Raw genomic sequence first — 23,764 nt, 5'->3', positions numbered from 1 at the left:
CTGGTGTCAGTTGGACTTGCGGTTCTGGAACTTGTCCACGCCCTCGGCGACAGCACCCTTGACCTGCTCGAACTTCTCCTTGACGGCCTCCTGAGCGGAGCCGTCCTGGATGGAGTTCTTGACGGAATCGAGGGCGTCCTTGCCCTTCGCCATGAGGGCCTCGGCCTTGCCCTCGCCCTTGAGCTGATCATCGCCGGTGAGGCCGCCGAGTGCTTCCTTGGCCTTGCCGGAGAACTCGTCGGACTTGTTTTTCGTCTTGTCTGCGAACTTGTCCGCGGCACTCTCTGCCTTGTCAGCGAAATCGTTGTTCATGGGGTCTCCTTCCGAATCGACGCAAGGCGCGCCAGTCTCGTTTCGATAACGATGCAACTATAGGCGGCGACTCTCCACGCACTCCCAGCCTTTCCCGCTGATGCATCGGTGGCACGGGCCTCGAACGCCTCGTCCCGCCCGCTGGAAACCGCTAGCCTGTCGGCGTGTCTACGTCAACGAACCCCTCCTCACCCCAGCCTGAACCGCTCCCCAGCACTGCGCCCGACGGCGCCGACGCCCCGTCGCAGAGCCGCGGTCGAGGGCGCGGGCGCATCCTGATCGTCGTCGGCATCGCCGCTGCCGTGTTCGCCGCGCTCGTGCTCGTCGCGCAGCTGACGAAGAACCGCTCGTCCGAATCGCCCACTGCTGCTTCCGCGTCGGCGACCCCCGCGCCGACGGCGACCGCCCAGGCCGCATCCGACGGCGGCGGTGAACAGCAGGCCCCGTCGGCCTCCCCCGCTGCGGGTGATGACGGCCCCGGCCTGGAGCGCAACGACCCGGACGACCCCATGGCGATCGGTGATGTGGACGCGCCGGTCACGATGATCGAGTTCACCGACATGCGCTGCCCGTTCTGCGCCCAGTTCGACCGCGACACCCTCCCGGAGATCCAGAAGAAGTACGTGGACTCCGGTCAGCTGCGCATCGAGTTCCATGACGTCTCCTTCTTCGGTCCCGAGTCTGAGCGCGCCGCCATGGCAGCTCGAGCCGCCGGCCGCCAGGGCAAGTACGTGGAGTACATCACCGCGGTCTACGCCGCCGCCCCCGAACGCGGCCACCCGGAGCTGCCGGATGACGAGCTCGTCGACTTCGCCCGGGAGGTCGGCGTGGAGGACATCGACCGCTTCAAGAAGGACATGAAGGACCCGGCGCTCGCTGAGGAGGTCCGCGCCTCCACACAGCAGGCTCAGATGGCCGGGGTCACGAGCGTCCCGTTCTTCGGCATCGGCATGCAGGGCATGGCCGGCGCGCAGCCGATCGAGAACTTCGAGGAGTTCATCGACACGGCCCTCGAGGACGCCGGCGAGAAGCCCGCGGAGTGACACCATGGACCTCGGTTTCCTCGGCGCCTTCCTCGGTGGGGCACTCACACTGCTGAGCCCCTGCTCCGTCATGCTGCTGCCGGCGTTCTTCTCGTACGCGTTCGCCGACCGCACCACCGTGCTGACGCGCACCGGCGTGTTCTACCTCGGACTCATCACCACCCTTGTCCCGCTGGGCATCCTCGCCGGCTCCCTCGGCGCGTTGGTGAACCAGCACCGGTCAACGCTGGTCACCGTCGTCTCGATCCTTGTGATCGTGCTCGGTGCTCTGCTGCTGCTGAACATTCCGATTCCGGGTCTGTCCCGCCTCAGCTCCGCCCCGTCGGTGGGAGCGCCCGGCGCCCCGGGCGGCAGCTCGAGCATCTCGGCACTGTCCACCTACGCGCTCGGCACCGTGTACGGCGTGGCCGGTGTGTGCGCCGGCCCGATGCTCGGCGCGGTCCTCGCGTTCGCCGCGTTCAGCTCCAACGCCCTGTACGGCGGCCTCATCCTGCTCGTGTTCGCGGCCGGGATGACGGCGCCGTTGCTGATCCTGGCACTGGTGTGGACGCGCCTGCCGTGGGTGCGGTCGCTGGTGCGGCCGCGGGAAGTGGTGCTCGGCCCGATCCGAACCACGTGGACGGCGATCATCGCCGGTGTGCTCACGATCGGCATCGGCGTGCTGATGCTGCTGACGCAGGGCACGGCGAACCTCGGCGGTGTCCTCGGCGCACGCGACCAGGCGCAGCTGGAGGCGAACGTCATGTCCTTCTCCAGGGCGGTTCCGAACTGGGTGACCATCGCGGTCGCCGCAGCCGTCCTCGCCGCTGTGGTCGCATGGAACGCTCACCGCCGCGGCGCTGGTCGAGGGGGTCAACGGTGACGGGACGCATCATCGCCCACCGGGGCATGAGCCGCCTCGCCCCGGAGAACACGCTGGCGGCATTCCGAATGATGGCGGAGCACGGAGTGCAGTGGCTGGAATGCGACGTTGATCTGCTGGGCGACGGCACAGCGGTGCTCCTCCACGACACCCAGCTGGACCGCACCACGGACCGCTCCGGAACGATCGCGGACCTCACTCGCAGCGATCTCGAGCATATCGACGCCGGCTCCTGGTTCTCCCCCGCGTTCGCCGGTGAGCGGATTCCCACGCTCGATCAGCTGATCGATCTGCTGAACGCCCTGGAGCTCAATGCGAACATCGAGCTGAAGTCACCCGTCGGCGGTGCCGCGGCTGGACGCGCCCTCGTGGACACGGTCCTCAAGGCGCTGGACCGGTTGGATCCGGACCGGCGCATCATCCTGTCCTCGTTCAACCACCTGCTGATCCGCCGCGCCGCGGACCAGCTGCCGGGCGGGCCGGCGGGTGCACGGATCGAACTCGCCTGCCTGTTCACCCGTGCAACTCTGCGGGAGGACTGGCGGACCGTGATCGAGATGGCCGGTGCGGGAATCGTGCATCCGCAGGATCGAGGACTGACCCGCGCCGAGGTGGAGACGATGCGCGCCGCCGGATTCGACGTCAACGTGTGGACCGTCAACGACCCGGCGCGCGCGAATCAGCTGCTGAACTGGGGCGCCACCGGCATCTGCACCGATGTCGCCCACCTGCTGATCAGGGGGTCGGCTGGCCGCCGTTCACGTTGAGGGTCTCCCCCACCACGAAGCTGGACTCCGCCGAGGCGAGGAACACGTAGGCCGGTGCGAGTTCCACCGGCTGGCCGGCGCGGCCCAGGTGGGTGTCCTTGCCGAACTTCGGCAGCTTCTCCTTCGGCTGCCCATCGGTCACCTGCAGCACTGTCCAGACCGGACCGGGCGCCACCGCGTTGACGCGGATCCCCTTGGGTGCGAGCTGCTCGGCGAGCCCCTTGGTGAACGCGTTGATCGCGGCCTTGGTGGAGGCGTAGTCCAGCAGGTGCGCGGACGGCTTGTACGCCTGCACCGAGGTGGAGTTGATGATGGTGGAGCCTGCCGGCAGGTGCTTCAGCGCGGCACGGGTGATGCGGAACATCGCGAGGATGTTGACGTCGAACGTCTCCTCGACCTGCTGATCCTCGAGCTTCTCCAGTTCGTCCACGCTGATCTGCTTGCCGGCGTTGTTGACGAGGATGTCGAGACCGCCGAGACCTTCGACCGCCTTGTCCGGCAGTGAGCGGCTCACATCATGGTCGGCGAGGTCACCGGGAAGCAGGACCGCGGTGCGGCCCTCCTTCTCGATGAGGTCCTTGATGACCTCTGCGTCGGCCTGTTCCTGCGGGAGGTAGTTGAGGGCCACGTCCGCGCCTTCGCGGGCGAAGGCGATGGCGACGGCGGCGCCGATGCCGGAGTCGGCACCGGTGATGAGAGCGCGGCGGCCCTGCAGACGGCCGGTGCCGCGGTAGGACTCCTCACCGCGGTCAGGGTGCGGCTTCAGATCGCGGTCCAGGCCGGGCTCCTCCTGGTGCTGGATCGGCGGTTCGATGGACTCGAAGCGGGTGACGGGGTCGTGGAAGGTGAGCTGGTCGAGCTTCTCGGACATGGCGCCTCCTGAAGAACGGGTGTCGAGGGCTGTGCCGTGAGGCTAATCGCCAGGCCTCCGCGCAACCTTGGCGGCACCCGTCGGCACCCGTCGGCACAGGTCGACCGCGGGAATCCCCACATGCCGACCGGGAAGGGCTGAGCGCGGCGTCAGCCCAGCGCGGCGATGCGTTCGGCGGTGAGCGTGCCCGCGGTGACGGCGAGCGCCTCCCCCTGCTCCAGGCGTTCATACCCGGAGGTGTCCACGCCGCTGGACACCACGACGACACGCTCTGCCTCCGCTCGGAAGTCCAGGTGGTAGTCGCCGTACTTCTTCGGCGGCTTCGACTGCTCCGGGTCCCACTGGGTGTACGCCACGAAGCCGCGCGGGGTTGTGAGCACGCAGTTCAGTGACTCGGGCGGGCGGGTGCCGTGGGCGAGGACCAGTCCGGTGATGTCGCGCGCCGCCTGCTGCACGGCCCGCGCCCAGTCGGCGAGCGGGGAGGCGTCGGTGAGGTCGGCGTCGGCGGCGCAGCGGGTGAGGAGGGAGAAGAACAGTTCGGTGTCGGTGGTGCCGAAGGGGGTGCGGCCACCGCGGTCGAGGACGGCGCGGCGCAGGGCATCGGACAGGTCGAACTCGCCGTTGTGGGCGAAGGCGATGTCGCCGTCGGTGAAGGGGTGGGTGTTGGCGATCTCGGTGGCGAGGCCTTCGCTGGCTTTGCGCAGGTGCGCGAGCATAATGGGGCCGCGGGCCCGGTGGGTGGTGAGGTCGCGGTACAGGCCGGAGGCGTGCGCTTCGTCGATGTCGCGGCCGGTGCTCAGGTGACCGTTCTCATACCAGGCGAGGCCCCAGCCGTCCGTGTGCAGGCAGGACTGGGAGGTGAACGCTTCGAACTGCTCGCTGTAGGCCTCCGCGAGGGGGCGGTCGTCGCGGGTGGAGACGGCGAGCAGACGGCACATGGCAGTGTCCTTCCGGTTTGTTCATGGAAATTCCAAGAGAATCATGAAACGGTCAAGGGTGTCCTGTCACCTGTGCGAGGAGACCACCCTCATGGCTGAACCGCTGAACCGCCGCGATCTGCTGCGTCTGACGTCCGGGGCGGTGGTCTCCTCAGCGGCGTTCACCGTCGGGATCGTGGGGGCGCCGGCGGCGTCGGCGGCGCACGACCCGTCGGCGGAGACGATCAGTGAGGCGGGTGCTGACAGGACCCGCCCGGTGCGGCAGCTGCGCGCAATGTGGATCGCGGCGGTGGAGAACATCGACTACCCCTCGAAGCCGGGGCTGTCCGCTGAGGAGCAGAAGAAGGAGTTCCTGGCGTGGCTGGACCTGGCCCAGGAGCTGCGGCTGAATGCGGTGATCTCGCAGGTGCGGCCCACGGCCGACGCGTTCTGGCCGTCCGATCTGGAGCCGTTCTCCCACTGGCTGACCGGCGAGCAGGGGAAGGACCCGGGGTATGACCCGCTGGCGTTCCAGGTGAGGGCCGCGCATGCCCGCAACCTGGAGTTCCATGCCTGGTTCAATCCGTTCCGGGTGGCGCAGCATGACGACCCGTCGGCTCTGGTCGCGGACCACCCGGCTCGGGTGCACCCGGACTGGGTGTTCGCGTACGGGAAGAAGCTGTACTACAACCCGGGTCTGCCGGCGGTGCGGTCGTTCGTGCAGGACGCGATGATGGACGCCGTCACTCGGTACGACATCGACGCCGTCCACTTCGACGACTACTTCTACCCCTATCCCGTGGACGGGGAGGAGCTGCCGGACGCTGACGCGTTTGCGCAGTACGGCGCGGGCCAGAGCGTGGAGGACTGGCGCCGGCAGAACATCACCCTGCTGACCGAAGAGATGGGGACGCGGATCAAGACGGAGAAGCCGTGGGTGAAGTTCGGGGTCAGCCCCTTCGGCATCTGGCGCAACCAGTCCTCGGATCCGCGCGGCTCCGCCACGTCCGGCTCGGGGTCCTACGAGACCGTGTACGCCGACACCCTCGACTGGGTGAAGAAGGGCCTGGTGGACTACATCTGTCCGCAGATCTACTGGGAGATCGGCCACCCAGCGGCGGACTACGCGGAGCTGACCTCCTGGTGGTGCGAGCAGGTGAAGGACACGAACGTGTCCCTGTTCATCGGTCAGGCCGTGTACAAGTCCACCTCCGGTGAGTTCGGTGCGGCTGAGCTGACCGAGCACCTCACGTTCAACCGCTCCTACCCGTCGGTGGACGGCGATGCGTTCTTCAGCGCGAAGGATCTGCGCTCCGACACCGCCGGTGCCGTCACCGCGATGGTGAAGCAGCACTATTCGACTCCGGCACTGGTTCCTGAGATGCCGCACCTGAAGGGCACGACCCCGTCTGCCCCGGTGGGTGTGCAGGTGTCCGCGAAGGGCGATGCCGCGGTGCTGTCCTGGAACCGCGCGAGTGCGAAGGGCGCCACCAGCTTCGCGATCTGGCGCCTGCCGGCCGGGCAGGCCGACGGAGCCGCTCTGGGCGACGGGCGCAACCTCCTCGCCACGGTCCGCGCCGACGACCGCGGGGGCCGCCAGACCCTCACCCTGACGGGCTCCGCGCCGGTGCGTGGAACGTTCGTGGTGACGGCCCTGGACCGGCTGTGGAATCAGTCGGCTCCCAGCCGCCCCGTCCGCATCTGAGGGGCGCGTGCCTCAGGCTCGCACGCAGGTGCGCGGCTTTGCCTGGAGGGGCCCGGTGGCTTAGCGTCGAGCCATGAGTGCGCTTCTTGACTACCTGGCGGCCCTGCGGGGATCCGTTCTCGATGAGGTCAGCGGCGGACAGATCCCGCCGATGTCCAAGCTGACGGGCGCCCGATCGGACCACCTGGCAATCGCTGTGTGCCTCGGCGACGGTGAGGTGATGAGCGTCGGCACGCGGCATGAGTTCGCGATCCAGTCGATCTCGAAGGCGTTCGGCTACGCGGCGGCGCTGGACCATCGGGGTGAGGACCATGTGCTGAACCGAGTGGATGTGGAGCCCACCGGTGAGGTGTTCAACGCGGTGTCGCTGAACCTGGACACGGGCCGGCCGAAGAACCCGCTGATCAACATCGGCGCGATCCGGATCCACGCCATGCTCGGCACCAGCCCCCGTGAGCGGCGGGAGCGTCTGCACGAGGCGATGTGCCGAGCCGCGGGCCGTGACCTCGAGGTGCATGCCGACACCCTCGAAGCGGAGATGGAGGACGCTGACCGCAATCTGGCGCTCGCCCACATGCTGCGCGCCGCCGGCCAGATGGCCGAGGACGCGCATGACGTGGTGGAGGGCTATGTGCGCGGCTGCTCCACCCTGGTCACCGCGGAGGACCTCTCGGTGATGGCGGCGACGCTGTCCAGCGGCGGCGTGAACCCGAAGACGGGTGAGCGGGTGTTCTCCCGGCGCGCAGCGAAGCTGACGATGTCGGTGATGATGACCTGCGGGATGTATGACGACGCCGGCGACTGGATGACCGATGTGGGCCTGCCGGCGAAGTCGGGGGTGGGCGGCGGCATCCTCGCGGCGCTGCCGCCGAAGCTGGGGTTCGCGACGTTCTCACCGTCGCTGGACGAGCACGGCAACCCCGTGCGCGGCACCGCCTGCTTCGACCGCATGAGCCGTGACTTCGCCCTGCACATGCTGGACGGCGCCTCCGTGGTCGATGCGGAGGCGCGGGCGGAGGACCTCCTCCGTCGGCGGTGAGGCCGACGGATCCGGCCCTCCAGCCCGGCCGGCCCCGTGACCGCGGGGCCTCACCTCGGCGCGGCTGTCAACCGGCGGCGCGCATGTCCTCCAGCGCCTCGGGGGTCTCCGGCAGGATCTGGCCGCCGTCCACGATGATCTGCTGACCGGTGATGTAGCGGGCGCCGTCGGAGGCGAGGAAGGCGGCGGCTTCACCGATGTCCTCGGGTTCACCGAGGAAGCCCAGGGGGACGGAGCGCGCCATCTTGTCCATGTAGTCCTCGCCGAGGGCCTTCAGCCCCGGGGTGACGATGTTGCCCGGCAGGACAGCGTTCACGGTGATCTTCGATGGTGCGAGCTCGATCGCGGCGGAGCGGACGAAGCCCATCTGCGCGGCTTTTGTGGCGCCGTACAGCGACCAGGCGGGGTAGCCGGTGTGGTTGCCGGTGATGGAGCTCGTGACCACGATGCGGCCACGGCCCGAGTCGCGCAGCGTCGGCAGCGCGGCCTTCACGATGTTCACGGTGCCGCGGACGTTGACGCCGAAGATGGTGTCGAAGTCTTCGGCGGTGGCGTCTTCGATGCGGACCTGCGGGTAGATGCCGGCGTTGGAGCAGAGCACATCGAGGGAGCCGAGCGTGGACACGGCCTGTTCGATGGCGGCGGCGCAGGCGTCCGGGTCGCGGACGTCCACGGCGATGGCGTCGAAACCGGCGTCCCGGACGGGGCCGCATTCCTCATCGGTGAGGCCGGTGACCATGACGCGGGCGCCGTGAGCGCGCAGGGTCTGGACGATACCGAAGCCGATGCCGAGGGTGCCGCCGGTGACGAGGGCGCAGCGGCCGGCGAGAAGATCAGACATGGGGTCCTCCAGAAGTCAGTCACAGCGAATGGGGTTCCATCTCCACAGTAGGCGCGGTGAAGGCGCTGCACTGGGCGGTTCCCGCGAAAATGCCGGCCCAATGCGGCCGGCTGTGCGATTCTGTGCTGTCCCGTACCCTAAGGTCTCTATGGACACCGATCTGATCGACGCCTTCGCCGCCGTCGCCCTGGACAACATCACCCGCCACTACCCGTACGCCGCGCACCATGTGCAGGCCGACCCCGCCGACATGCACACCCCGGCAGCGCTGCACCCCGCATTCGGCAACTCCTTCGACTGGCACTCCAGCGTCCACATGCACTGGCTGCTCACCCAGCTCATCGAGGAGCCCGTCGGCCCCTCCCCCGCCCCCGCATGGCGGCAGCGCGCCCTGGACCTCCTCCAGCAGCACCTCAGCGCCGAGAACATCCAGACCGAAGTCGACTACCTGCGGGCCCACCCCACATGGGAGCGGCCCTACGGCTGGGCGTGGGCTGCGATGCTCGCCGACTCCCTCGCCACCGCCACCACGCCCGAACTGCAGGACCTCGCGCCCGGGGCAGCGCCGCTCGCCGACACCGTCCTCGACCTCACGATCACCTGGCTGTCCCGCACCGACCTGCCGGTGCGGCACGGACTGCACACCAACACGGCGTTCGCGCTGCGCCGGCTGCTGATAGTCGCTGAGCGCCGCGGCCGCACCGACGCTGCCGACGCCATCCGCGAGAGCGCCCGACGCTTCTTCACCAGGGACCGGGCGTGGGCGTTCCACCAGGAGCGCTCCGGCCACGACTTCCTCTCCCCTGGCCTCTGCGAAGCCGACCTCATGCTGCTCGCCCTCGATCCGGATGAGCTCGCTGACTGGCTGCCGGCGTTCCTCACCGACCTGGGCGAAGACTCCGAGATCCTGCGGCCCGTGCCGGTGCTGGACCCCACCGACGGCCACCAGTCCCACCTCGACGGGCTCGGCCTGACCGCTGCCGCTTCCGGGCTGCGCCTGGCGCGCGCACTCGACCGGATCGGTGCCCGGTCCGACCTCTCGGCTGCGCTGCGCGCGGCGGCCCCCTCCCTCATGGCGCCGGGCACCGCCGCTGCTGTCTCGGATGAGTACATGGCCAGCCACTGGCTCGCCACCTTCGCGTGGGAAGCATCGCACGAAGTCGCATAGACCAGGCGCCGCCTCCCCGGAGTCCGAGGAGGCGGCGCCTATCAGTGCTGAAGGATCAGCGGAAGGTGTGGAAGGTCGGGTTGCCCCAGATGTTGCGCTCAGTGACGGCCTGCGGGGTGCGGCCGGCATCGATCACACGGCCATTGCCGAGGTAGATGCCCACGTGGCCCGGCCATGCCACGAGGTCACCGGGCTGCGCCTGGGACCGCGGGATCTGACGGCCGGCAGCGGCCTGGGAACCGGAGGTGCGGGGCAGCTTGATGCCCGCTGCCCTGTAGGCGTGCTGGGTGAGGCCGGAGCAGTCGAAGCCGATGCCCGGCTTGGAGGCGCCCCACTTGTAGGAGACGCCGGTCTGCGCGCGGGCAGCGGAGATGATTGCGTCAGCGTTGAAGCTGCCGTTGGAGGGTGCCGCTCCGGGCTTCGAGGTCCCGTTGCCCGCCGGGATGGAGACGCCGCCGCCGTTGAGCGCGCTGCGGGTGGCGGGGCCGACGATGCCGTCCGGAACCAGGCCGGCGGCGGACTGGAAGGCGGTGAGGGCGTTGCGGGTGGCGGCGCCGTAGACGCCGTCCACTGCGATGCTGGCACCGCGGGCGTTGAGCGCCGCCTGAAGTTCGCGGACCGCAGAACCGCGATGGCCCGGGCGGATCTTCGCGGTGGAGCTGATCGCGGTCGCCGGAGCGGATGCGCTCTGGCCGCCGGTGGAGCGCAGAGCACCGCGGGTGGCGGGGCCGACGACGCCATCCGGAACCAGACCGTTGGCGGACTGGAAGGCGGTGAGGGCGTTGCGGGTGGCGGCGCCGTAGACGCCGTCCACTACGATGCTGGCACCGCGGGCGTTGAGCGCCGCCTGAAGTTCGCGGACCGCAGAACCGCGGTGGCCCGGGCGGATCTTCGCGGTGGAGCTGATGACGGTGGCGTTCAGGCTCGGCGCAGCCGGTGCCGTGTGCACGGGGGCGGCGGGAGCATTGACGGCGTTGGCACCGGTCATGACGCTCATGGCACCCGCACCGGCGAGGACGACGCCTCCGGTCTTGGTGAGGGTGGATGTCATGTCGATGCGGATCTCAGCGGGACCGGGGGCGCGATGAGTGTTCTGGCGTGCCACGAGCAGCGGTTTCCTTCACGGGTCGAGGATCGAGGCGTCCCTGGGGACGCACGGGAAGCGACAGAGCGGCGCCCGTGAACGGGCGGGGAAGGAAGCTGCTCCGTGTGGAATATGGCCCGCGCTCAGATGAAACCCGAGGTGGGGCCCTTCGCTCTCAACTGTAGGGCCGCCTGGGGACCCCTCCCCGTGTGTTGAACCGGCTGTGCAGAAGATTTGACCCTCGCCTTGACCTAACGGCGGACCGGCTCACGAAACGCCTCAGACATTGGGCCAAGAGAACCCAAATCTGCACGCGATGCAGACCGTGTCTTTGCTTTTTCTTTGCTCTAGCGGTGGATATTCGACCATTACAGGGGACTTCTTGGTGCTCTTGTGCCCCGTTTCAGGGAGGGAGGGCGAAAAAAGTCTGAACCTTTACTCGAGGCTGAGCCGTTCCCCGAGGCGGATCAGCATGAGAAGAGCGCCGCTCCCACGGATGGGATGCGGCGCTCTCCTGTCATCACTGCCCGATCAGGCAGCGAGTCTCATGTCCCGCTCGATCAGCGGAAGGTGTGGAAGGTCGGGTTGCCCCAGATGCTGCGCTCAGTGACGGCCTGCGGGGTGCGGCCGGCGTCCACGACCTTGCCGTTGCCGGCGTAGATGCCGACGTGACCGGGCCATGCCACGAGGTCACCGGGCTGTGCCTGGGACTGCGGGATCTGGCGGGCAGCGGCGACCTGCTGGCTGGAGGCGCGCGGCACATCGATGCCGGCGGCGTCGTAGGCGAACGAGGTCAGGCCGGAGCAGTCAAAGCTGGAGCCCGGGTTGCTGGCGCCCCACACGTAGGTGGCGCCGATCTGGGAGCGGGCGGCCTCGAGGACGGCCTGGCCGTCGCCGGAAGCGGAGGAGGTGGAGCCCTCGGCATCGGACTGCTTGTTGGCGACCGGTGCGGCGGTGCCGCCGGCCGGAGCGGATGCGCCCTCGGCACCGGATGCGTCCTCGGTGCCGTTGAGGGCATCGCGGGTCTCGGGACCGACGCGGCCGTCGACCCGGTTCAGGTCGTTCTCGGCCTGGAAGTCGCGCACGGCCTGGTCGGTGGCGGGACCGAATACGCCGTCCACCTTGATGTCGGCGCCCTGTGCGTTCAGAGCGGTCTGGAGGGTGGAGACGTTGTTGCCGGCGGAGCCCCACGTGAGGATGGCGGTGCCGTCGAGGGTGATGTCCGCGGCCTCATCGGCGGCCGGTGCGGTCTCAGTCTTCTTCTCCTGGCTGGGTGCCGCCGCTGCTGGGGTGCGGTTGACCTGCTCGGGGTCCGCTTCGCCTGCACCCGGTGCCTCGGCGGCGCCTGCGGCTGCGGTGACGCCGAAGACGCTGGCGCCTGCCAGTGCCATGCCGGTCAGGACCTTGCAGGCCCCGGCGATGGGGAGACGGATCTCTGCTGCGCCGGCGGTGCGGTGGAGGTTGTTGGTAGCCATGCTTCTCTTCCTTTGCGTGTGTTCTCTGGTGATGCGCCGTGCGGCGTCTCCCGTGCGGGAGGAAGTCGATCGAGGCGGTGGGCTGCTGTTCGCTGACCCGAACCCGCTGCTGCCCTGTGGCCTCGTGGGAACCACGCTATGTCCGGGTCGGCCGTCCTCCCGTGCGTGTTGAAGGGGTCGGTCAGGGACTTTTACGAAGAGGGCGGTGGCTCGATGCACCAGGTCACAGAACGCCTGCCGCTGTGATCTCGCTGCAATCTTGTGTTGAGGATTCAATTGCTTCGCGCCGCTTCGTTTGAACTCTCGTGACGATGTCCCCCGTCGGCCTCCCCGCCGGCGGCGCCGCCTCACGGCGGATCCTGCCTCGAGGGCGTGTGACCAGGTGTTCTGCACCGCGCGGCGGCGCCGCTGCCTGTTCAAGATCCTTTGCTTCCGCGCGGATTCCGTGGCGCACCGTTGCCACGGGGCGGCGCGCCTCAACCAGTTCCGCGTGGCACTGCGCGGGGTACGACGAAGCGCCGCTCCCCGAAGGGAACGGCGCTTGTGCGGTCTCTGAAGGGGCGCACCGGCTCACGCCGGGGCTCGCCGCATCAGCGGAAGGTGTGGAAGGTCGGGTTGCCCCAGATGCTGCGCTCAGTGACGGCCTGCGGGGTGCGGCCGGCGTCCACTACCTTGCCGTTGCCGGCGTAGATGCCGACGTGACCGGGCCATGCCACGAGGTCACCGGGCTGTGCCTGGGACTGCGGGATCTGGCGGGCGGCGGCGACCTGCTGGCTGGAGGTGCGCGGCACATCGATGCCGGCGGCCTTGTAGGCGTAGGAGGTCAGGCCGGAGCAGTCGAAGCCGGAGCCCGGGTTGCTGGCGCCCCACACGTAGCCGGTGCCGATCTGCGAGCGTGCGGCGGCGAGCACGGAGCTGGAGGAGTTGGAGTTCTGAACCGGGGCGGACTTGCCGGTGCCGCCGGGGATGGATCCGGAGCCGCCGTTCATGGCGCCACGGGTCTCCGGGCCGACGACGCCGTCGACGGCGATGCCGGAGGAGGCCTGGAAGTCCTTGACGGCTGCGAGGGTGCGGGGGCCGAACTTGCCGTCGACCGCGAGGCTGGCGCCCTTGGCGTTGAGGGCGGACTGCAGCTCGGAGACGTTGCCGCCGGTGGAGCCGTAGCGCAGCTTGGAGGTGAAGGTGAGGGTGGGGGCGGTGGCGCGCTCAACGGGGGCCTGAGCGGTCTGCGGAGCGGCAGTGGTGGCCTTGTGTGCGGCGGGGGCCGGGGCGGGAGCGGCGGTGGCTGCCTGTGCACCGGAGAGGACGCCGAAGACGCCTGCGCCTGCGAGGGCGATGCCGGTTGCTGCCTTGCCGGCGGTGCCGAGGGGGAAGCGGATTTCTGCTGCGCCGGTTGCGCGGTGGGTGTTGTGACGAGCCATGGGGTGCCGTTCCTGTTCTGGTTACGTGTTGCTGAATGCGGGTGGGTCCTGGAGGAGCCCGAGTCTGTCCTGGGTCATGACAGCCGAGATCTCCACCCTCTGCGGGCTGGTCTCCGGCGCTGCCTGTGCTACCAACCTACGGAGGGTCGGGGCCATCTCCTAGGCGGTTGGCAATGCTTGACCGACGACTTTGCTCAAGACCGCCCGAACCGTTGACTCATGTCACAAACACGGGGGTATCGTTCCCATTCCCTCGCCTGCGCTTGACCGCACTTTTAAGGAGTCCGCACAGTGGTTCCCGTGGGCGGTCCGGGTGGGGATGGGGGCTGTTCGGCGACCTCGGACAACAGCGAAGCCCACCGGCTTGGCCGATGGGCTTCAACGAGTCACTGTCTCACGGTTTCTCGAGTGGACCTAGCGGGAGGCTTGTCGAAACTTGCCCCATCTGTGATTCAGATAGCGCGAGCACACCGGTCGATCCGCGCTAGACGGCACGGACCGCAGCGCCGGAGACGCCAACCACGGCAGGCACCACGGACGTCCGACGACCTTCTTCAACGAGCGGAAACCGCTTACGCTGCCGGCGGGTCTCTGAAAACTGTGGCCCGGCAGGTCGGTCTTGGACACGAGCGGCTCGCTCGACTCCTCCGGGAACGCGGTGTCGTCCTCCGGAACCACTCCCCGTCCAGCAGCGAGATTCGGCTGATGCGTGCCATGTATGAGCAAGGGGCTTCGCTGGAGCGTGTGGGCGACAGGTTCGGTTACACGGCCGGGACAGTCCGCAAACACTTGATCATCGCCGGCGCCCTGATGCGCGACACGCACAGCCGCGGAGCACTCCCGAAAGCACAGCAGGCCCATCGCTGAAGAGCAACCTGCGCCGAGGCATCCGAGACATGTTAGACAACCTCACGGTCCAGGCGGAACGTGCAGCTCTCGTCGCTGGGCGGAAGCATCCGCTCGCCTACGCTCCCCGCCCTGGCCGAGAGGGAGGGAACGCAGCCCACGACTGACGACCGCGGCGAGGACTGCGGCTGAGACCGTCGCACACCGACGACCTGCTGGCGACGCATCGACCATGCCGTCCTAGCTCGTGCCTTCCGGGAGCGCTGTCAGGAGCCTCGACCCATTTGCCGATCATGCGTGCTCAGGAGCAGCTCCGCGACGTGTGTCGCCTCGCGGATCACGTAGCGGCCGGTCTCCTTGCTGATGCCCGTGGGCAGCGTCCTCCCGTGGCCGGTGCCCTGGAGGTTGCGCAGTTCGTTGATCGTCGAGGCTGTTGTCTTGGCCGACTGATAGATGGCGCGCAGTTGCTTGCCGCCAGGCTGCGAGGCGTCGACGAGCTGGGGCTGGAGTCCGAGCCGCTCCATCGCCAGATGCAGCAGCGGTTCGAAGTCGAGCTTCCCTGTCGGGAGCATCATCTGCTCCTCGAGCACAAACTTGCAGATCGATTCCAAGAGTTCCTTCGCTCCCCCCAGAAGGGCCCCCGGATCCTCGACATTCCGGCGCAACCGGGCGAGCTGCTCGTCGAGGGCCTGCCTTCCGCCGGTCTCCAGGTCGAGCGGCTGCTCGTGATGGAGCCGCCCTTCGTCGTCTAGCACAGCCCCCTGGACCAGGAGCGCGCGCTGCAGGGTCGCGACCCGCTCCTTTGTCTGCGCGTCTGAGCTGTTGAACGCGCCATCGACGCGCAGCGCCGTCAGCAGCTGATCCAGTGCCTTTGCGGCCACGTCTCCCGGACGTCGCCGGGCTGTCCGGCACAGCAGCAGCACGCGGTGCTCCTTGTTCGGCGTGCCGGTGGCGACGTCGTAGGGGTCCTCGTCCGATAGACCACACGCCGTGAAGCACCTCGTGAGGGTCGCGTGGCTCGGGCCCGCGCCGCCGAAGAAGAACTTACCCAGCGAGGCGGCGACCTCGTCCGAGAGCAGCTAACCTATCACGGAACTCCCCCTCGTCTGGCGCCATGCGACGGCGCGATCCTGACCAGTGTCTCAGGACGACGAGTTCGGTTCCCGCAGGCGGAGTGTCTCACCAGCGGTACGTCGGCTTCGGTTCATACCGGCCGTGCCGTGCTCGCTCTTCATGCGTCCACGTGGGCACGGCGCCCGACGGCAGCACCCGGCGCGGGTCGACCGCCGCCAGGTGCCCGCGGGCCCACTCGACAAACGGGTGTCCCTCCTCGCCGATGGCGCGCTCCACTTCGTCGACGAACGCGGCCATCTCGCGGTGCCTAGTCCACGCGTCGGCACGTGCGTGGAGCGCCTGCTCCCACTCCTCGTAGCCGCGGCGCAGCTGCTCGACCCGGTGTACTTCCTCGCGGCGAAGCCTCTCCTCTTCTTCGCGGCGGCGGCGCTCCTGCTCCATCCGGACGGCACGTTGGCTGGCGGCCTCGACGGCGGCGATCACCTCAGCCAGCCGCTCCTCGACCTTCACGCGGGCACCGTCGGTCCACGAGGCCCCGGTCTTCCGTCCGTCGTGGTCCGTCAGGTGGAGCCGCAGTCTGCCGTCACCGACGTAGTCGTACCTCGGCGCCCCGACGTACTGCCCCTTCGCCCGGCGCGCCGCCTCCTCCTTTGTGTCCTCGTGTGGACGCCGCTTCGTCACCTCGCTGAACACGATCCCCACCGTCGCGTGCCCGGCATCAAGCAGGAGCAGCGCTTGGTTAGGATAGCGCAGGTAGGTGCCGCGGTAACCATCGGGCTCTCGGCGCGCTTCCACGGGCGTGACCGTCCAGCCGCGAGCCAGCGCCTCGGTGACTAGAGAGTGGGCCACCAGGACGCAGCGCCTGCGCAGGGGCATCGGAAGCCGGCCCGGCCTATCCCTGAGCTCCTTGACGGCCGGGTGGGGACGCCGGACGACCTGGCGCAGCGGAACCTGCTCCTGGGGCTCCTGCGGCACTACGACAGGCTCTCGCGTCTCGGCCGGCGCCGGGGAAAGGTCCTGAGTCCCTAGTCTTGCAGGACTCCCTGCACGGCGCGTTCGTGGAGCCGGTGGCCTTTCGGCCTGCTCGACCTCACCCGGGTACCTGCCGTGCTCGACGTAGTACCTGCCCGTCTCCGTGAGCTCGGCCGTCCACTTCCCGCCCGGGCGGCGGACCTTGACGAGGCCGCGCGCCGCCAGCGCGGCGGCGCTCAGCTTCATCTCCGGCCGCGGCGGGTCCTGGGAGCCTCCGGCGGCGAGCCAGTCGAGCACCTCACGCTGGGCGTCGTTGACAGGACGGGGAGTCATCCGAGAGTCAGTCGGCCTGCCAGGACAGCGGCGCCGTGGTGTCTAGCGTCTCCCGGGCTCCCGTGGCGAGGTTGACCGCAAACCGCAGCCTGTCCTGCGGCGCCCTGGTCCTATCGGGATGATTCAGGAGAGCGAGGCTCCGCGAAACGTCGAGCTGCACTCCCAAATGCGTCACACCTGCAGCGAGGAGTTCTGCAACGAGCGCAGGAGCGTCCTTGGATGGGAAGCTCTTGTACTGCTTGTTGCGGGTCTCTGGGAAAGACCGAATAAGCATGGCCTCGGCCACGGTCACGAGCTTCGCCTGATCGACCAACGGGCCGTCTGGCTCCGTCATCGCTTGCATTGCCATCCGCGCGATCTCTTCCCAGTTGTCGGGGCCGATGCTTCCGGAGAGTTCTCGACCCTGCACCGCCGCATCCAAGACGATGAGCGCCACTGCGGAGTTGGGATACAGGTCTCCGACCTGAGCCAGCACGCGCTGGACCGTCTCGTGGCCCTCACCGATTCTCTCGGCAGCCGTGCGCTCACCCTGCTTCCCGAACGACTGACCGATGTACTCGACGCGGTACGTGAAGAACTTGCGGAGCGTCCACTCATGCCAGTGGTCCATGTGCTGGCCCGGCCTCCAGGCGCGAGCCAGGACACGGCGGGTCAGGTCCACAGCGTTTGAACGCTGATTCTCACCCTGCTCGTCCACCCAATTAACCGCGCCGTCGACCAAGCGCGTGCCCTCGCGAGGAAGAAGGTCGAAAGGCACGGGGATGGTGCGCGGCTTGAATTGCGAGCCGTCGTGGAAGCGTGTCTCCATCTTCCAGCCGTCGGGCCGCTGGATAAGGTCCACGATTTCAGTCTTCGGCCCGACGAGCACGAGGTACAAGTAGGCACCGTGGTCGTGAGCCCACTGCACGAACCGGTCGTCGTACACCTCAGACGGCAGAAGGGCTCGTGACCAGTAGTTGGTGACAGCCAGCAGGGATTGCGGCTCGGCCAGATCGTCTGCCATGACGTACCTCCATCGACGGGCGCAACCTCTCGCTACGAGGATGCTATCGAACAAATCTGCCTAGATTCCCGTTCTATGCGGTGCACCAATCGGGGCTCATCACCCGCGGCATAAACTCCAGCGCGGCGAAGGGCTTGCTATGCCTCTAGAGGTATCGTGCCACCGGACAGGAGTTAGATGAAGCGGAACCCGAACAGCCCGCCTTCTTCCCCCGAGTCGGTGAGCACCGGATCGATAACGTAACTCCGCCGGTCGAATCCTTCGGATTCAGCGGCTGTCAGACGATCCGAGTTGAGTGTCACGACATACTGGAACCCAACCTCATCTGCCAGCCGAGCGCCAATGTTGAGACAAGAAGCAATTTGGCGATCGTCCATAGAGTCAAACAACTGACTGTCGTGTACCAAAATTCGTGGGGCGCGACCGAGTTGAATTGCCGTGACTGTGCACACCATGTCAAGCAGGAAGGTCTTGACACCTAGAATTCCCGCTGATGCATCACCATCAATCTTCGGCACAACTTTCAGCATGCCCTTGCGTGTAGCTTCAATCAGCAAAGAGACGTTGCGGTCGGCATAGATCTCTTCGCCGAGCTGCTGAAACAAAACAATGGCTGATTCCAGAGGAAGCTCGCGGTCTGCGATCTCAGTTCGAACGCTCGATTCGGCCTCGGACATCATTGCACGCAGGCGGATCCCGGTGTCGCTGACAGACTGCACAAGTTCGAGTTTCCGCTCCAGATCAGCAACAAGAGCATCCAGATCTGTGAGTTCACGTTCAGCGCTTCGGAATGTTTCCAATGCCATTGAGTCGTTCAATAGATTCATGATGCTCGAGCGTCGCTGATCAAGGGCCTGACGTTCCGAGTTGACCTCCGCCAAGCGCTGAGTGACGGACAGAAGCTCTGCTTGAAGGTACATTTGCCGATTTCGCACTACCGAAGCATGAAACTCAGCGACCTCGGCGAACCGGTGGGTTGCAGCTCCTGGCAAGACGATGCCGACCTCCGCATACATACTCTCCAGTTGCTTGGCTAGGTCCGTCCCTGCAACTGCTGGACGCTCTTCTGTCATTGCAAGTTCAAGGTCACGCTTCCGCCGTTCAAGCGAGAGTCCTTCATCGTTGAGCTCTCTGATTGCGTGGGTCAGACGGTCTGCATCCGCCTGGTGGTCGGCATACTGCTCGTCGACTCTGAACCCCGAGAGATTGGACTCCAAACGCGACCGCTTCTCACGCGCCTGAGCCAAACGGGCGCGCAGTTCCGGCTCACTGAGCGTGATAGCTCCGATTGCACCCTCGGAGATGGCCTTACTGAGCGCCTTTCGATTCTTCTCCAGTGCGGTTACTTCGCCTGCTTTCGCGAGAATCTCAGGGGAAAATCCGAGGAAGAAACCCATCCGAGTGCCGGACTCCCAATCGGACTCGACACGATGAGTCTTGAGCGGATCACCGAAGTAGTCGCGGGCGAGCTGTCCGAACAATTGGCCCACTGTCGGCCTTCTGACAGAATCGGGAATACCTAAAATTGCAGAGAGTTCACGTTTCCAGTCATCAACGCTAGTCGTGGCACCATCAATATAGACCTTCGTTTGCGGCGAAATAGGCCTTTCCACTCGGCTAATCCCTGCCGACTCTCCGAGGTCAAGTTTTGCCCAGAAGGAGTGTTTGGACAATGCCTCAACCTTAAGACTGTCGGCAATACCGCCGCCGAGCAGGTAGCGCACGATTCTGACGAAACTGGTCTTACCCGCCCCATTCCGGCTATCCCCGGACGTAGATTCGGTCGTTTTGTCCGCGAGTAGGATGTTCATCCCCTCGTGAAACCACAGCCGCTTGAAGCGCGAGTCGGACGAGCCTAGTTCATGCAGAAACATGCCGTCTCACCAACTGCCCAGATTCATTCCAGGAAACTGCATCAATCGCAAACAACATAGACAATGCCAAGGCGAACCAATCGAAGGTGACCTTGGAGTCTCCGCGAACCTCACTTGAGTACTTCAAGAACCGCTCCCAAAGCCCCGACACGGTTGCGGGCGATTCCAAGAGCGAGATCAGGCTTGCCCCAATGGTCAGCAAAGCACGCTGAGGCTCGATGCCTTTAGTTGGTAGCAACATGCCGCACCTCGCCTCCAGCATTGTCAGCAGGTGGCTCCTCAAAAATGTCACATGAGTCAAAGAAGTAAGCCGTGACGGCGTATACGGCATTAGCCCGCTTCGTGGACAGATCGAAGTCCTGCCCACCAAGCGCCCCATAGACTCGACGAACAATCTCGCGCACGTCCCTTGTAGCCTGTCGAGCCTCTTGGTAGATGACACGGAAGCGTTGAGCTTTCTCATCACGCAACGCAGGATCTGCCTGTTCGGAGAACCATTTGTCGATACGTGCCGAAAGCAGCCTTCCCGCATTGAACTCTGCCCTCGTAGTCTCCGGGAGGTTATTGAAGTCCATCTTGGTGGAGGGGACTGGACGGATGGATTCGATGTGGTCAGGGCCATCTCCGTCTACATCCTCCAGAGAGAGAATGAGCTCCACAAGATCGGCAAGCTCCACGTTCTCGGCATGCGGGACGCCTGGGATTACTTCATCTAGCTGCGCTGGAGTTAGCTTGTCAGCGGCCTTCCACCACAGATCGTCAACCTGCCAGATCTCGATAGTGATGGGACGTTGCGTTCCCGACGCGTGCTGTTGTCGCAGAGCTAGGACACTCTTCGTCGGCAAGGGGCCAAAGAGAGCGTTCGTGACGAACCGCCAAGTTGAGAAGCCGTTCCAACAAGCGAGCCCTCTGGCGAAGTCAGACTCCAGCTTGTCCTTAGTCTTCTGGTCAACGCCGGTAGTGGCTCGCTGCCCATAGCAGGCGTATAGGATCGATCCGTTGTCAGCGAGTCCGTCACAGCCCCCGTCGCCGTGCTTGCCCATCGGGGCTGGGTTCAGGTAGTCACTGTGGAGGCGGGCCAAGAGCGCCGTGGCGTAGTCCTCGAAAGCATCACCGGAAGCGATGCACCGCTGGTCATGTTTTGCTCGATACCAGCTCTTCCATGCGGAGTCGATCATGGGCCGCACCCCCTTCCCGTAGGTGATTTGCGCCTTCGACAGAACGGTGTCGCCCTATGAAGGTTGCGCCACCTTGTCAACCAAGTCTAGCTGTCCACCCTCTGCCATCGTCTTCCCCGTCGGTTCGTGTTGCCGCTCGTCAACGGCATCCCCAAGGCGAGCCGACAGAGATCTGAGGTCACAGAGAGTTGGGCTCAGAGTTGAAGCGGACGCTCCATGCGCCGTTCAGGCCCCGTCTGGGGGTTCTCGACACGGGCGCGAGGCAACATCCTTAACGCTGTTTCGGCCCGGGCACGGTCGATCCTCTGCGCCGTGTCTTCGGGCTGGGCGCCGAGCGGGGTGGGGTCGGTGATCTGGTAACGGTCTCGATAGGCGGCGACGACCAGGGAGCGGCGTCGCCACTGTCGCCGCTCCCGCCCACTGGTGGGTATCGGACCGAGGGCTGTAACCCATGGTTCGTGGGTGTGGAGGGCGGTGTCGAGGACGGCTTCTGCTCGGGTCTCGATGAGGTGGCGGCGCTCGGTCAGGGCCCGTTGCATGTCGGGGGTCATGGGGCCGGCGGCTTCGGGAATCAGCCCGGCAATGAGACGCGGTGCCCGTCGAGTGCGTCCCGATCCGGCGGGTCGGGTGGTGGCGTTGGCGAGGCGGTGGTGGATGACGGAGGCGATGTCGTCGGCGTCAGTGAACCCACGAGCCTTGATGAGGCGTGGCAGGAGGGTGTCGACGTTGTGGTGGTTGGCTTCGACCCGGCGCAGTTCCGCGGTCAGGGCGCCGAAGGCGTCGGAGTCGATGACGGCTTGTGCTTGCTCGTCGGTGAGTCCGGAGCTGCGGACCAGGGTGGTCCAGCGGTCGTGTTGGGCTGCGGCGGCGATGGTTTCGTATTCGGCGGCGAGTTGGGCGATCGAGCCCCACCGGTCTTGCTCGGCGGTGATGGTCTCGTGTGCCGACAGCTCAGCACCGCTGTGTTGGAGCACGCCGTAGAGGACCGTGCGGGCGGTGGCGTCGGGATTGTCGCCCGGGTGCGCGGTGGCGTGGTCGTCGGGGCGGTCGAGGATGACGTAGGCCCGGTTCGATTCGCGTCCGCGGGTCATGGCGACGTACAGGTTCTCCCGCGTGGTGGTGGGTTCGACGAGGACGTGGGCGGTGTCGGTGGTGATGCCTTGGGCGCGGTGGGCGGTGACGGCGTAGCCGAGGTACCCCAAACACACCTACCGTGATCGTGTGTCTGTGCGCCCCAGTCTACGGCCGTGGGTGCCGATACCGCGGCCGTGAGTTGCGGGGACCCACCCTGCCAGAGGTCTGAGTTGCCGATCCGGAGCATTGGCCTTACATCGATCCAGGCAGTGACTGCGCTCGGCAACAGGGTCCCGCCAGTAGACGCTTGTGAGGCTCTGCGTCTCCTTCAGCGCGCTCCGTCAGTCGTCAGTTGGTCCTGATAGGACGGGAGTGGAGTGAACCTAGGAGTGCCTGGGCGCTACTGATCTGGTGATGGACATCGGACGGGAACGGCGGAGCGAGGTGAAGCTGGTTGGTGCAGAGCGGGGATATGCAGACCGATGATCACCTACTGGCTCTGGTCGGTGGGGGCGACGAGCGTGCGCTCGGCCACTTGTATGCCCGCTACGCGTCGGTCGTGTTCGCGTTCGTTCTCGCCCGGGTCTCGGACCGTGGGGTCGCGGAGGAGGTGAGTGCGGATGTTTGGCTGGGATGCTGGCGATCGGCGCGCGCGTTCCGGCGCGACGCGAAGGTGCTCACCTGGTTACTCGGTATCGCGAAGCGCCAGATCTACATGCACACCCGCCGCAAACGCCTGCCACAGGTGCCCCTCGACGAAGAGCAGGCGAACGAGCTGCCCTCGGACGAACTCGGCCCGGCCGAACTGGTCTTGGCCGCCGATCAGGCGGCTGCCGTCTTGGATGCGCTCGATGCGCTCCCGGAGAGCTTGGCTGAGGTGGTGCGGTTGGCGTGGTTGCACGAGCTGCCGTACGAGGAGATCGCCGACGTTGTCGGTGTGCCGGTCGGGACGGTCAAGAGCCGGGTGTCACGGGCGCGAAGGCAGCTGCGTGAGGAACTGAGGAGGCAGGATGCCTGAACACGAATCGAACCAGAACCGGGGCGAGGACATCCGCGACGTGCTGCGCCGGTGGGAGTCCGAGCGTGCCGCGCAGGCCCCGGACTTCTCGACGATCCATCGCCGTATAGCCGCGCAGCCGTCCCCGCTCGACGCACCGCGCTGGTCCGCGGCCCGGAGCCTGCGATTGGCTGGGGCGTTGGCGTGGGCGCAGGTGCGGGTGGTGCCGTGGCTCGTGCTGCCGGTGGTGCTGGTGACGGTGACGATGGCGGTGCTCGCCGCCCGTTTCCTCGGGGTGAGCCAGGGGGCGTCGGCGGCCGTGACGGGGTTCTCCGCACTGATGCTGCTGGGCGTGGCGGCGACGGTGACGATGGCGTTGTCGCCGAGCCGAGCGGATGCAGTGTCGCTGTCGACGCCGCTGGGGCCGCAGGTCGTCGTGATGGCGCGGATCGGGATCGTGCTGGTTCTCGACGTGGTCTGCGGGACCGCGGCGTCGGTGGTGGTGACGGCGTGGGGGCACACCGGTGGACTGGGCGCGCTACTGGCCGGCTGGTTGGTCCCGTTGGCGGTGATCGCTGGTGTCGCGACTTTCGTAGCGATCTGGGCAGTGCCGTGGGCGGGCATGATCGCCGGCCTGGTGTTGATTCCGCTGGTGACTCCGGCGTCGAACAGCACGATGAGCATCGGTCTCGGTGCGATCTCTGGCGTGGTCTGGGAGGCGATCACCCCGGCCGGTGTCGCGGCGCTCGGCATCCTGATCCTTGCCGCTGCGATCATCTCCGCCCGGTCTGCCGCTGCCCGCCGCGGAGGACTTCCTGAACCGGTGTGAACCTTCCCCGTCCGGACCGCTACTGATCCAGTGAAGGCCGAACAGCACCCTGCGCGTCGGCCTGGTTCAGGAAGGTGGA

At 66.9% G+C, this 23,764-nt stretch carries 21 protein-coding genes and 1 pseudogene; 8 read left to right on the top strand and 14 right to left on the bottom strand.

Features of this window, described 5'->3' with window-relative positions; genetic code table 11:
- Positions 1-6: 6 nt before the first annotated feature.
- The gene (locus R3I40_RS04095; RefSeq protein ID WP_285262117.1) at positions 7-312 is read right to left on the bottom strand and encodes a CsbD family protein; all 306 of its coding nucleotides are present in this window, start codon (positions 310-312) and stop codon (positions 7-9) included.
- A 164-nt stretch (positions 313-476) separates the two neighbouring features.
- Here R3I40_RS04095 and R3I40_RS04090 point away from each other — a divergent pair, with 164 nt between their 5' ends.
- The 3 genes from R3I40_RS04090 to R3I40_RS04080 are packed head-to-tail and all read left to right on the top strand — an operon-like array spanning position 477 to position 2,984.
- Complete coding sequence (locus R3I40_RS04090) at positions 477-1,355, top strand: DsbA family protein (RefSeq protein ID WP_285262116.1); 879 nt, start codon at positions 477-479, stop codon at positions 1,353-1,355.
- Between the two features lie 4 nt (positions 1,356-1,359).
- On the top strand, positions 1,360-2,217 hold the full coding sequence (locus R3I40_RS04085; RefSeq protein WP_183374126.1) for a cytochrome c biogenesis CcdA family protein: 858 nt from the start codon (positions 1,360-1,362) through the stop codon (positions 2,215-2,217).
- A complete protein-coding gene (locus tag R3I40_RS04080; RefSeq protein WP_285262115.1) occupies positions 2,214-2,984 on the top strand; it encodes a glycerophosphoryl diester phosphodiesterase in 771 nt (256 codons plus the stop codon). The genes R3I40_RS04085 and R3I40_RS04080 overlap by 4 nt, the downstream gene beginning before the upstream one ends.
- Here the strand turns inward: R3I40_RS04080 and R3I40_RS04075 are convergent.
- Both R3I40_RS04075 and R3I40_RS04070 read right to left on the bottom strand, forming a co-directional pair.
- Positions 2,953-3,855: an SDR family oxidoreductase gene (locus R3I40_RS04075; protein ID WP_183374122.1), complete on the bottom strand. Its 903-nt coding sequence runs from the start codon at positions 3,853-3,855 to the stop codon at positions 2,953-2,955. The two genes, R3I40_RS04080 and R3I40_RS04075, sit on opposite strands and share 32 nt — an antisense overlap.
- 149 nt (positions 3,856-4,004) lie before the next feature.
- Positions 4,005-4,793: a class II glutamine amidotransferase gene (locus tag R3I40_RS04070; protein ID WP_183374120.1), complete on the bottom strand. Its 789-nt coding sequence runs from the start codon at positions 4,791-4,793 to the stop codon at positions 4,005-4,007.
- 91 nt (positions 4,794-4,884) lie between these two features.
- On the opposite strand from R3I40_RS04070, the gene R3I40_RS04065 reads away from it, so the two are divergent.
- Entirely contained in the window at positions 4,885-6,477 is a 1,593-nt protein-coding gene (locus R3I40_RS04065; RefSeq protein WP_285262114.1) for a glycoside hydrolase family 10-like protein, read from the top strand.
- 73 nt (positions 6,478-6,550) lie between these two features.
- The gene (gene glsA / locus R3I40_RS04060; RefSeq protein WP_183374116.1) at positions 6,551-7,516 is read left to right on the top strand and encodes a glutaminase A; all 966 of its coding nucleotides are present in this window, start codon (positions 6,551-6,553) and stop codon (positions 7,514-7,516) included.
- Positions 7,517-7,583: 67 nt separating this feature from the next.
- Here the strand turns inward: glsA and fabG are convergent, their stop codons facing one another.
- Positions 7,584-8,357 carry a 3-oxoacyl-ACP reductase FabG gene (gene fabG / locus R3I40_RS04055; protein ID WP_285262113.1) on the bottom strand — a complete coding sequence of 258 codons (774 nt, stop codon included), beginning with the start codon at positions 8,355-8,357 and terminating at the stop codon, positions 7,584-7,586.
- 148 nt (positions 8,358-8,505) lie between these two features.
- On the opposite strand from fabG, the gene R3I40_RS04050 reads away from it, so the two are divergent.
- Positions 8,506-9,525 carry a DUF2891 family protein gene (locus tag R3I40_RS04050; protein WP_285262112.1) on the top strand — a complete coding sequence of 340 codons (1,020 nt, stop codon included), beginning with the start codon at positions 8,506-8,508 and terminating at the stop codon, positions 9,523-9,525.
- Positions 9,526-9,580: 55 nt separating this feature from the next.
- On the opposite strand, the gene R3I40_RS04045 is transcribed toward R3I40_RS04050, so the two are convergent.
- The 10 genes and pseudogenes from R3I40_RS04045 to R3I40_RS04005 all read right to left on the bottom strand — a co-directional run.
- The gene (locus R3I40_RS04045) at positions 9,581-10,630 is read right to left on the bottom strand and encodes a C40 family peptidase (RefSeq protein WP_285262111.1); all 1,050 of its coding nucleotides are present in this window, start codon (positions 10,628-10,630) and stop codon (positions 9,581-9,583) included.
- A 539-nt stretch (positions 10,631-11,169) separates the two neighbouring features.
- Positions 11,170-12,084 carry a C40 family peptidase gene (locus R3I40_RS04040; protein WP_285262110.1) on the bottom strand — a complete coding sequence of 305 codons (915 nt, stop codon included), beginning with the start codon at positions 12,082-12,084 and terminating at the stop codon, positions 11,170-11,172.
- A 590-nt stretch (positions 12,085-12,674) separates the two neighbouring features.
- Entirely contained in the window at positions 12,675-13,505 is an 831-nt protein-coding gene (locus R3I40_RS04035; protein ID WP_183374108.1) for a C40 family peptidase, read from the bottom strand.
- Between the two features lie 1,112 nt (positions 13,506-14,617).
- Complete coding sequence (locus R3I40_RS04030) at positions 14,618-15,274, bottom strand: abortive infection family protein (RefSeq protein WP_252908392.1); 657 nt, start codon at positions 15,272-15,274, stop codon at positions 14,618-14,620.
- A 256-nt stretch (positions 15,275-15,530) separates the two neighbouring features.
- Positions 15,531-16,274: a hypothetical protein gene (locus R3I40_RS04025; protein ID WP_259923163.1), complete on the bottom strand. Its 744-nt coding sequence runs from the start codon at positions 16,272-16,274 to the stop codon at positions 15,531-15,533.
- A 463-nt stretch (positions 16,275-16,737) separates the two neighbouring features.
- Positions 16,738-17,733: a hypothetical protein gene (locus R3I40_RS04020; RefSeq protein WP_252908394.1), complete on the bottom strand. Its 996-nt coding sequence runs from the start codon at positions 17,731-17,733 to the stop codon at positions 16,738-16,740.
- Positions 17,734-17,906: 173 nt separating this feature from the next.
- Positions 17,907-19,607, bottom strand: coding sequence for an ABC-three component system protein (locus R3I40_RS04015; protein ID WP_252908395.1), 1,701 nt, complete (start codon positions 19,605-19,607; stop codon positions 17,907-17,909).
- Entirely contained in the window at positions 19,594-19,848 is a 255-nt protein-coding gene (locus tag R3I40_RS11580; protein WP_204514417.1) for an ABC-three component system middle component 6, read from the bottom strand. Before R3I40_RS11580 ends, R3I40_RS04015 begins: the two co-directional genes overlap by 14 nt.
- A complete protein-coding gene (locus R3I40_RS04010; RefSeq protein ID WP_218154349.1) occupies positions 19,832-20,785 on the bottom strand; it encodes an ABC-three component system protein in 954 nt (317 codons plus the stop codon). Before R3I40_RS04010 ends, R3I40_RS11580 begins: the two co-directional genes overlap by 17 nt.
- Positions 20,786-20,979: 194 nt before the next feature.
- Positions 20,980-21,978 (bottom strand): annotated as a pseudogene (locus R3I40_RS04005) (MobF family relaxase); the annotation flags it as partial.
- A 353-nt stretch (positions 21,979-22,331) separates the two neighbouring features.
- Here R3I40_RS04005 and R3I40_RS04000 point away from each other — a divergent pair.
- A complete protein-coding gene (locus tag R3I40_RS04000; RefSeq protein WP_073117307.1) occupies positions 22,332-22,877 on the top strand; it encodes an RNA polymerase sigma factor in 546 nt (181 codons plus the stop codon).
- Positions 22,870-23,685, top strand: coding sequence for a hypothetical protein (locus R3I40_RS03995; protein ID WP_102237360.1), 816 nt, complete (start codon positions 22,870-22,872; stop codon positions 23,683-23,685). The genes R3I40_RS04000 and R3I40_RS03995 overlap by 8 nt, the downstream gene beginning before the upstream one ends.
- Positions 23,686-23,764: the final 79 nt, after the last annotated feature.

It is taken from the genome of Helcobacillus massiliensis (genome assembly GCF_033106145.1).
GTDB lineage: Bacteria > Actinomycetota > Actinomycetes > Actinomycetales > Dermabacteraceae > Helcobacillus > Helcobacillus massiliensis.
The sequence above is the reverse complement of the archived record's forward strand: the minus strand, read 5'-3'. Positions and strand labels throughout refer to the sequence as shown.

What these genes read in the sequence shown, in the direction of transcription:
- R3I40_RS04095 (WP_285262117.1), bottom strand. Translation starts at nt 312, where the DNA reads ATGAACAACGATTTCGCTGACAAGGCAGAGAGTGCCGCGGACAAGTTC.
- R3I40_RS04085 (WP_183374126.1), top strand. Translation starts at nt 1,360, where the DNA reads ATGGACCTCGGTTTCCTCGGCGCCTTCCTCGGTGGGGCACTCACACTG.
- R3I40_RS04075 (WP_183374122.1), bottom strand. Translation starts at nt 3,855, where the DNA reads ATGTCCGAGAAGCTCGACCAGCTCACCTTCCACGACCCCGTCACCCGC.
- R3I40_RS04070 (WP_183374120.1), bottom strand. Translation starts at nt 4,793, where the DNA reads ATGTGCCGTCTGCTCGCCGTCTCCACCCGCGACGACCGCCCCCTCGCG.
- R3I40_RS04065 (WP_285262114.1), top strand. Translation starts at nt 4,885, where the DNA reads ATGGCTGAACCGCTGAACCGCCGCGATCTGCTGCGTCTGACGTCCGGG.
- glsA (WP_183374116.1), top strand. Translation starts at nt 6,551, where the DNA reads ATGAGTGCGCTTCTTGACTACCTGGCGGCCCTGCGGGGATCCGTTCTC.
- fabG (WP_285262113.1), bottom strand. Translation starts at nt 8,357, where the DNA reads ATGTCTGATCTTCTCGCCGGCCGCTGCGCCCTCGTCACCGGCGGCACC.
- R3I40_RS04050 (WP_285262112.1), top strand. Translation starts at nt 8,506, where the DNA reads ATGGACACCGATCTGATCGACGCCTTCGCCGCCGTCGCCCTGGACAAC.
- R3I40_RS04040 (WP_285262110.1), bottom strand. Translation starts at nt 12,084, where the DNA reads ATGGCTACCAACAACCTCCACCGCACCGCCGGCGCAGCAGAGATCCGT.
- R3I40_RS04035 (WP_183374108.1), bottom strand. Translation starts at nt 13,505, where the DNA reads ATGGCTCGTCACAACACCCACCGCGCAACCGGCGCAGCAGAAATCCGC.
- R3I40_RS04020 (WP_252908394.1), bottom strand. Translation starts at nt 17,733, where the DNA reads ATGGCAGACGATCTGGCCGAGCCGCAATCCCTGCTGGCTGTCACCAAC.
- R3I40_RS04015 (WP_252908395.1), bottom strand. Translation starts at nt 19,607, where the DNA reads ATGTTTCTGCATGAACTAGGCTCGTCCGACTCGCGCTTCAAGCGGCTG.
- R3I40_RS11580 (WP_204514417.1), bottom strand. Translation starts at nt 19,848, where the DNA reads ATGTTGCTACCAACTAAAGGCATCGAGCCTCAGCGTGCTTTGCTGACC.
- R3I40_RS04010 (WP_218154349.1), bottom strand. Translation starts at nt 20,785, where the DNA reads ATGATCGACTCCGCATGGAAGAGCTGGTATCGAGCAAAACATGACCAG.
- R3I40_RS04000 (WP_073117307.1), top strand. Translation starts at nt 22,332, where the DNA reads ATGCAGACCGATGATCACCTACTGGCTCTGGTCGGTGGGGGCGACGAG.
- R3I40_RS03995 (WP_102237360.1), top strand. Translation starts at nt 22,870, where the DNA reads ATGCCTGAACACGAATCGAACCAGAACCGGGGCGAGGACATCCGCGAC.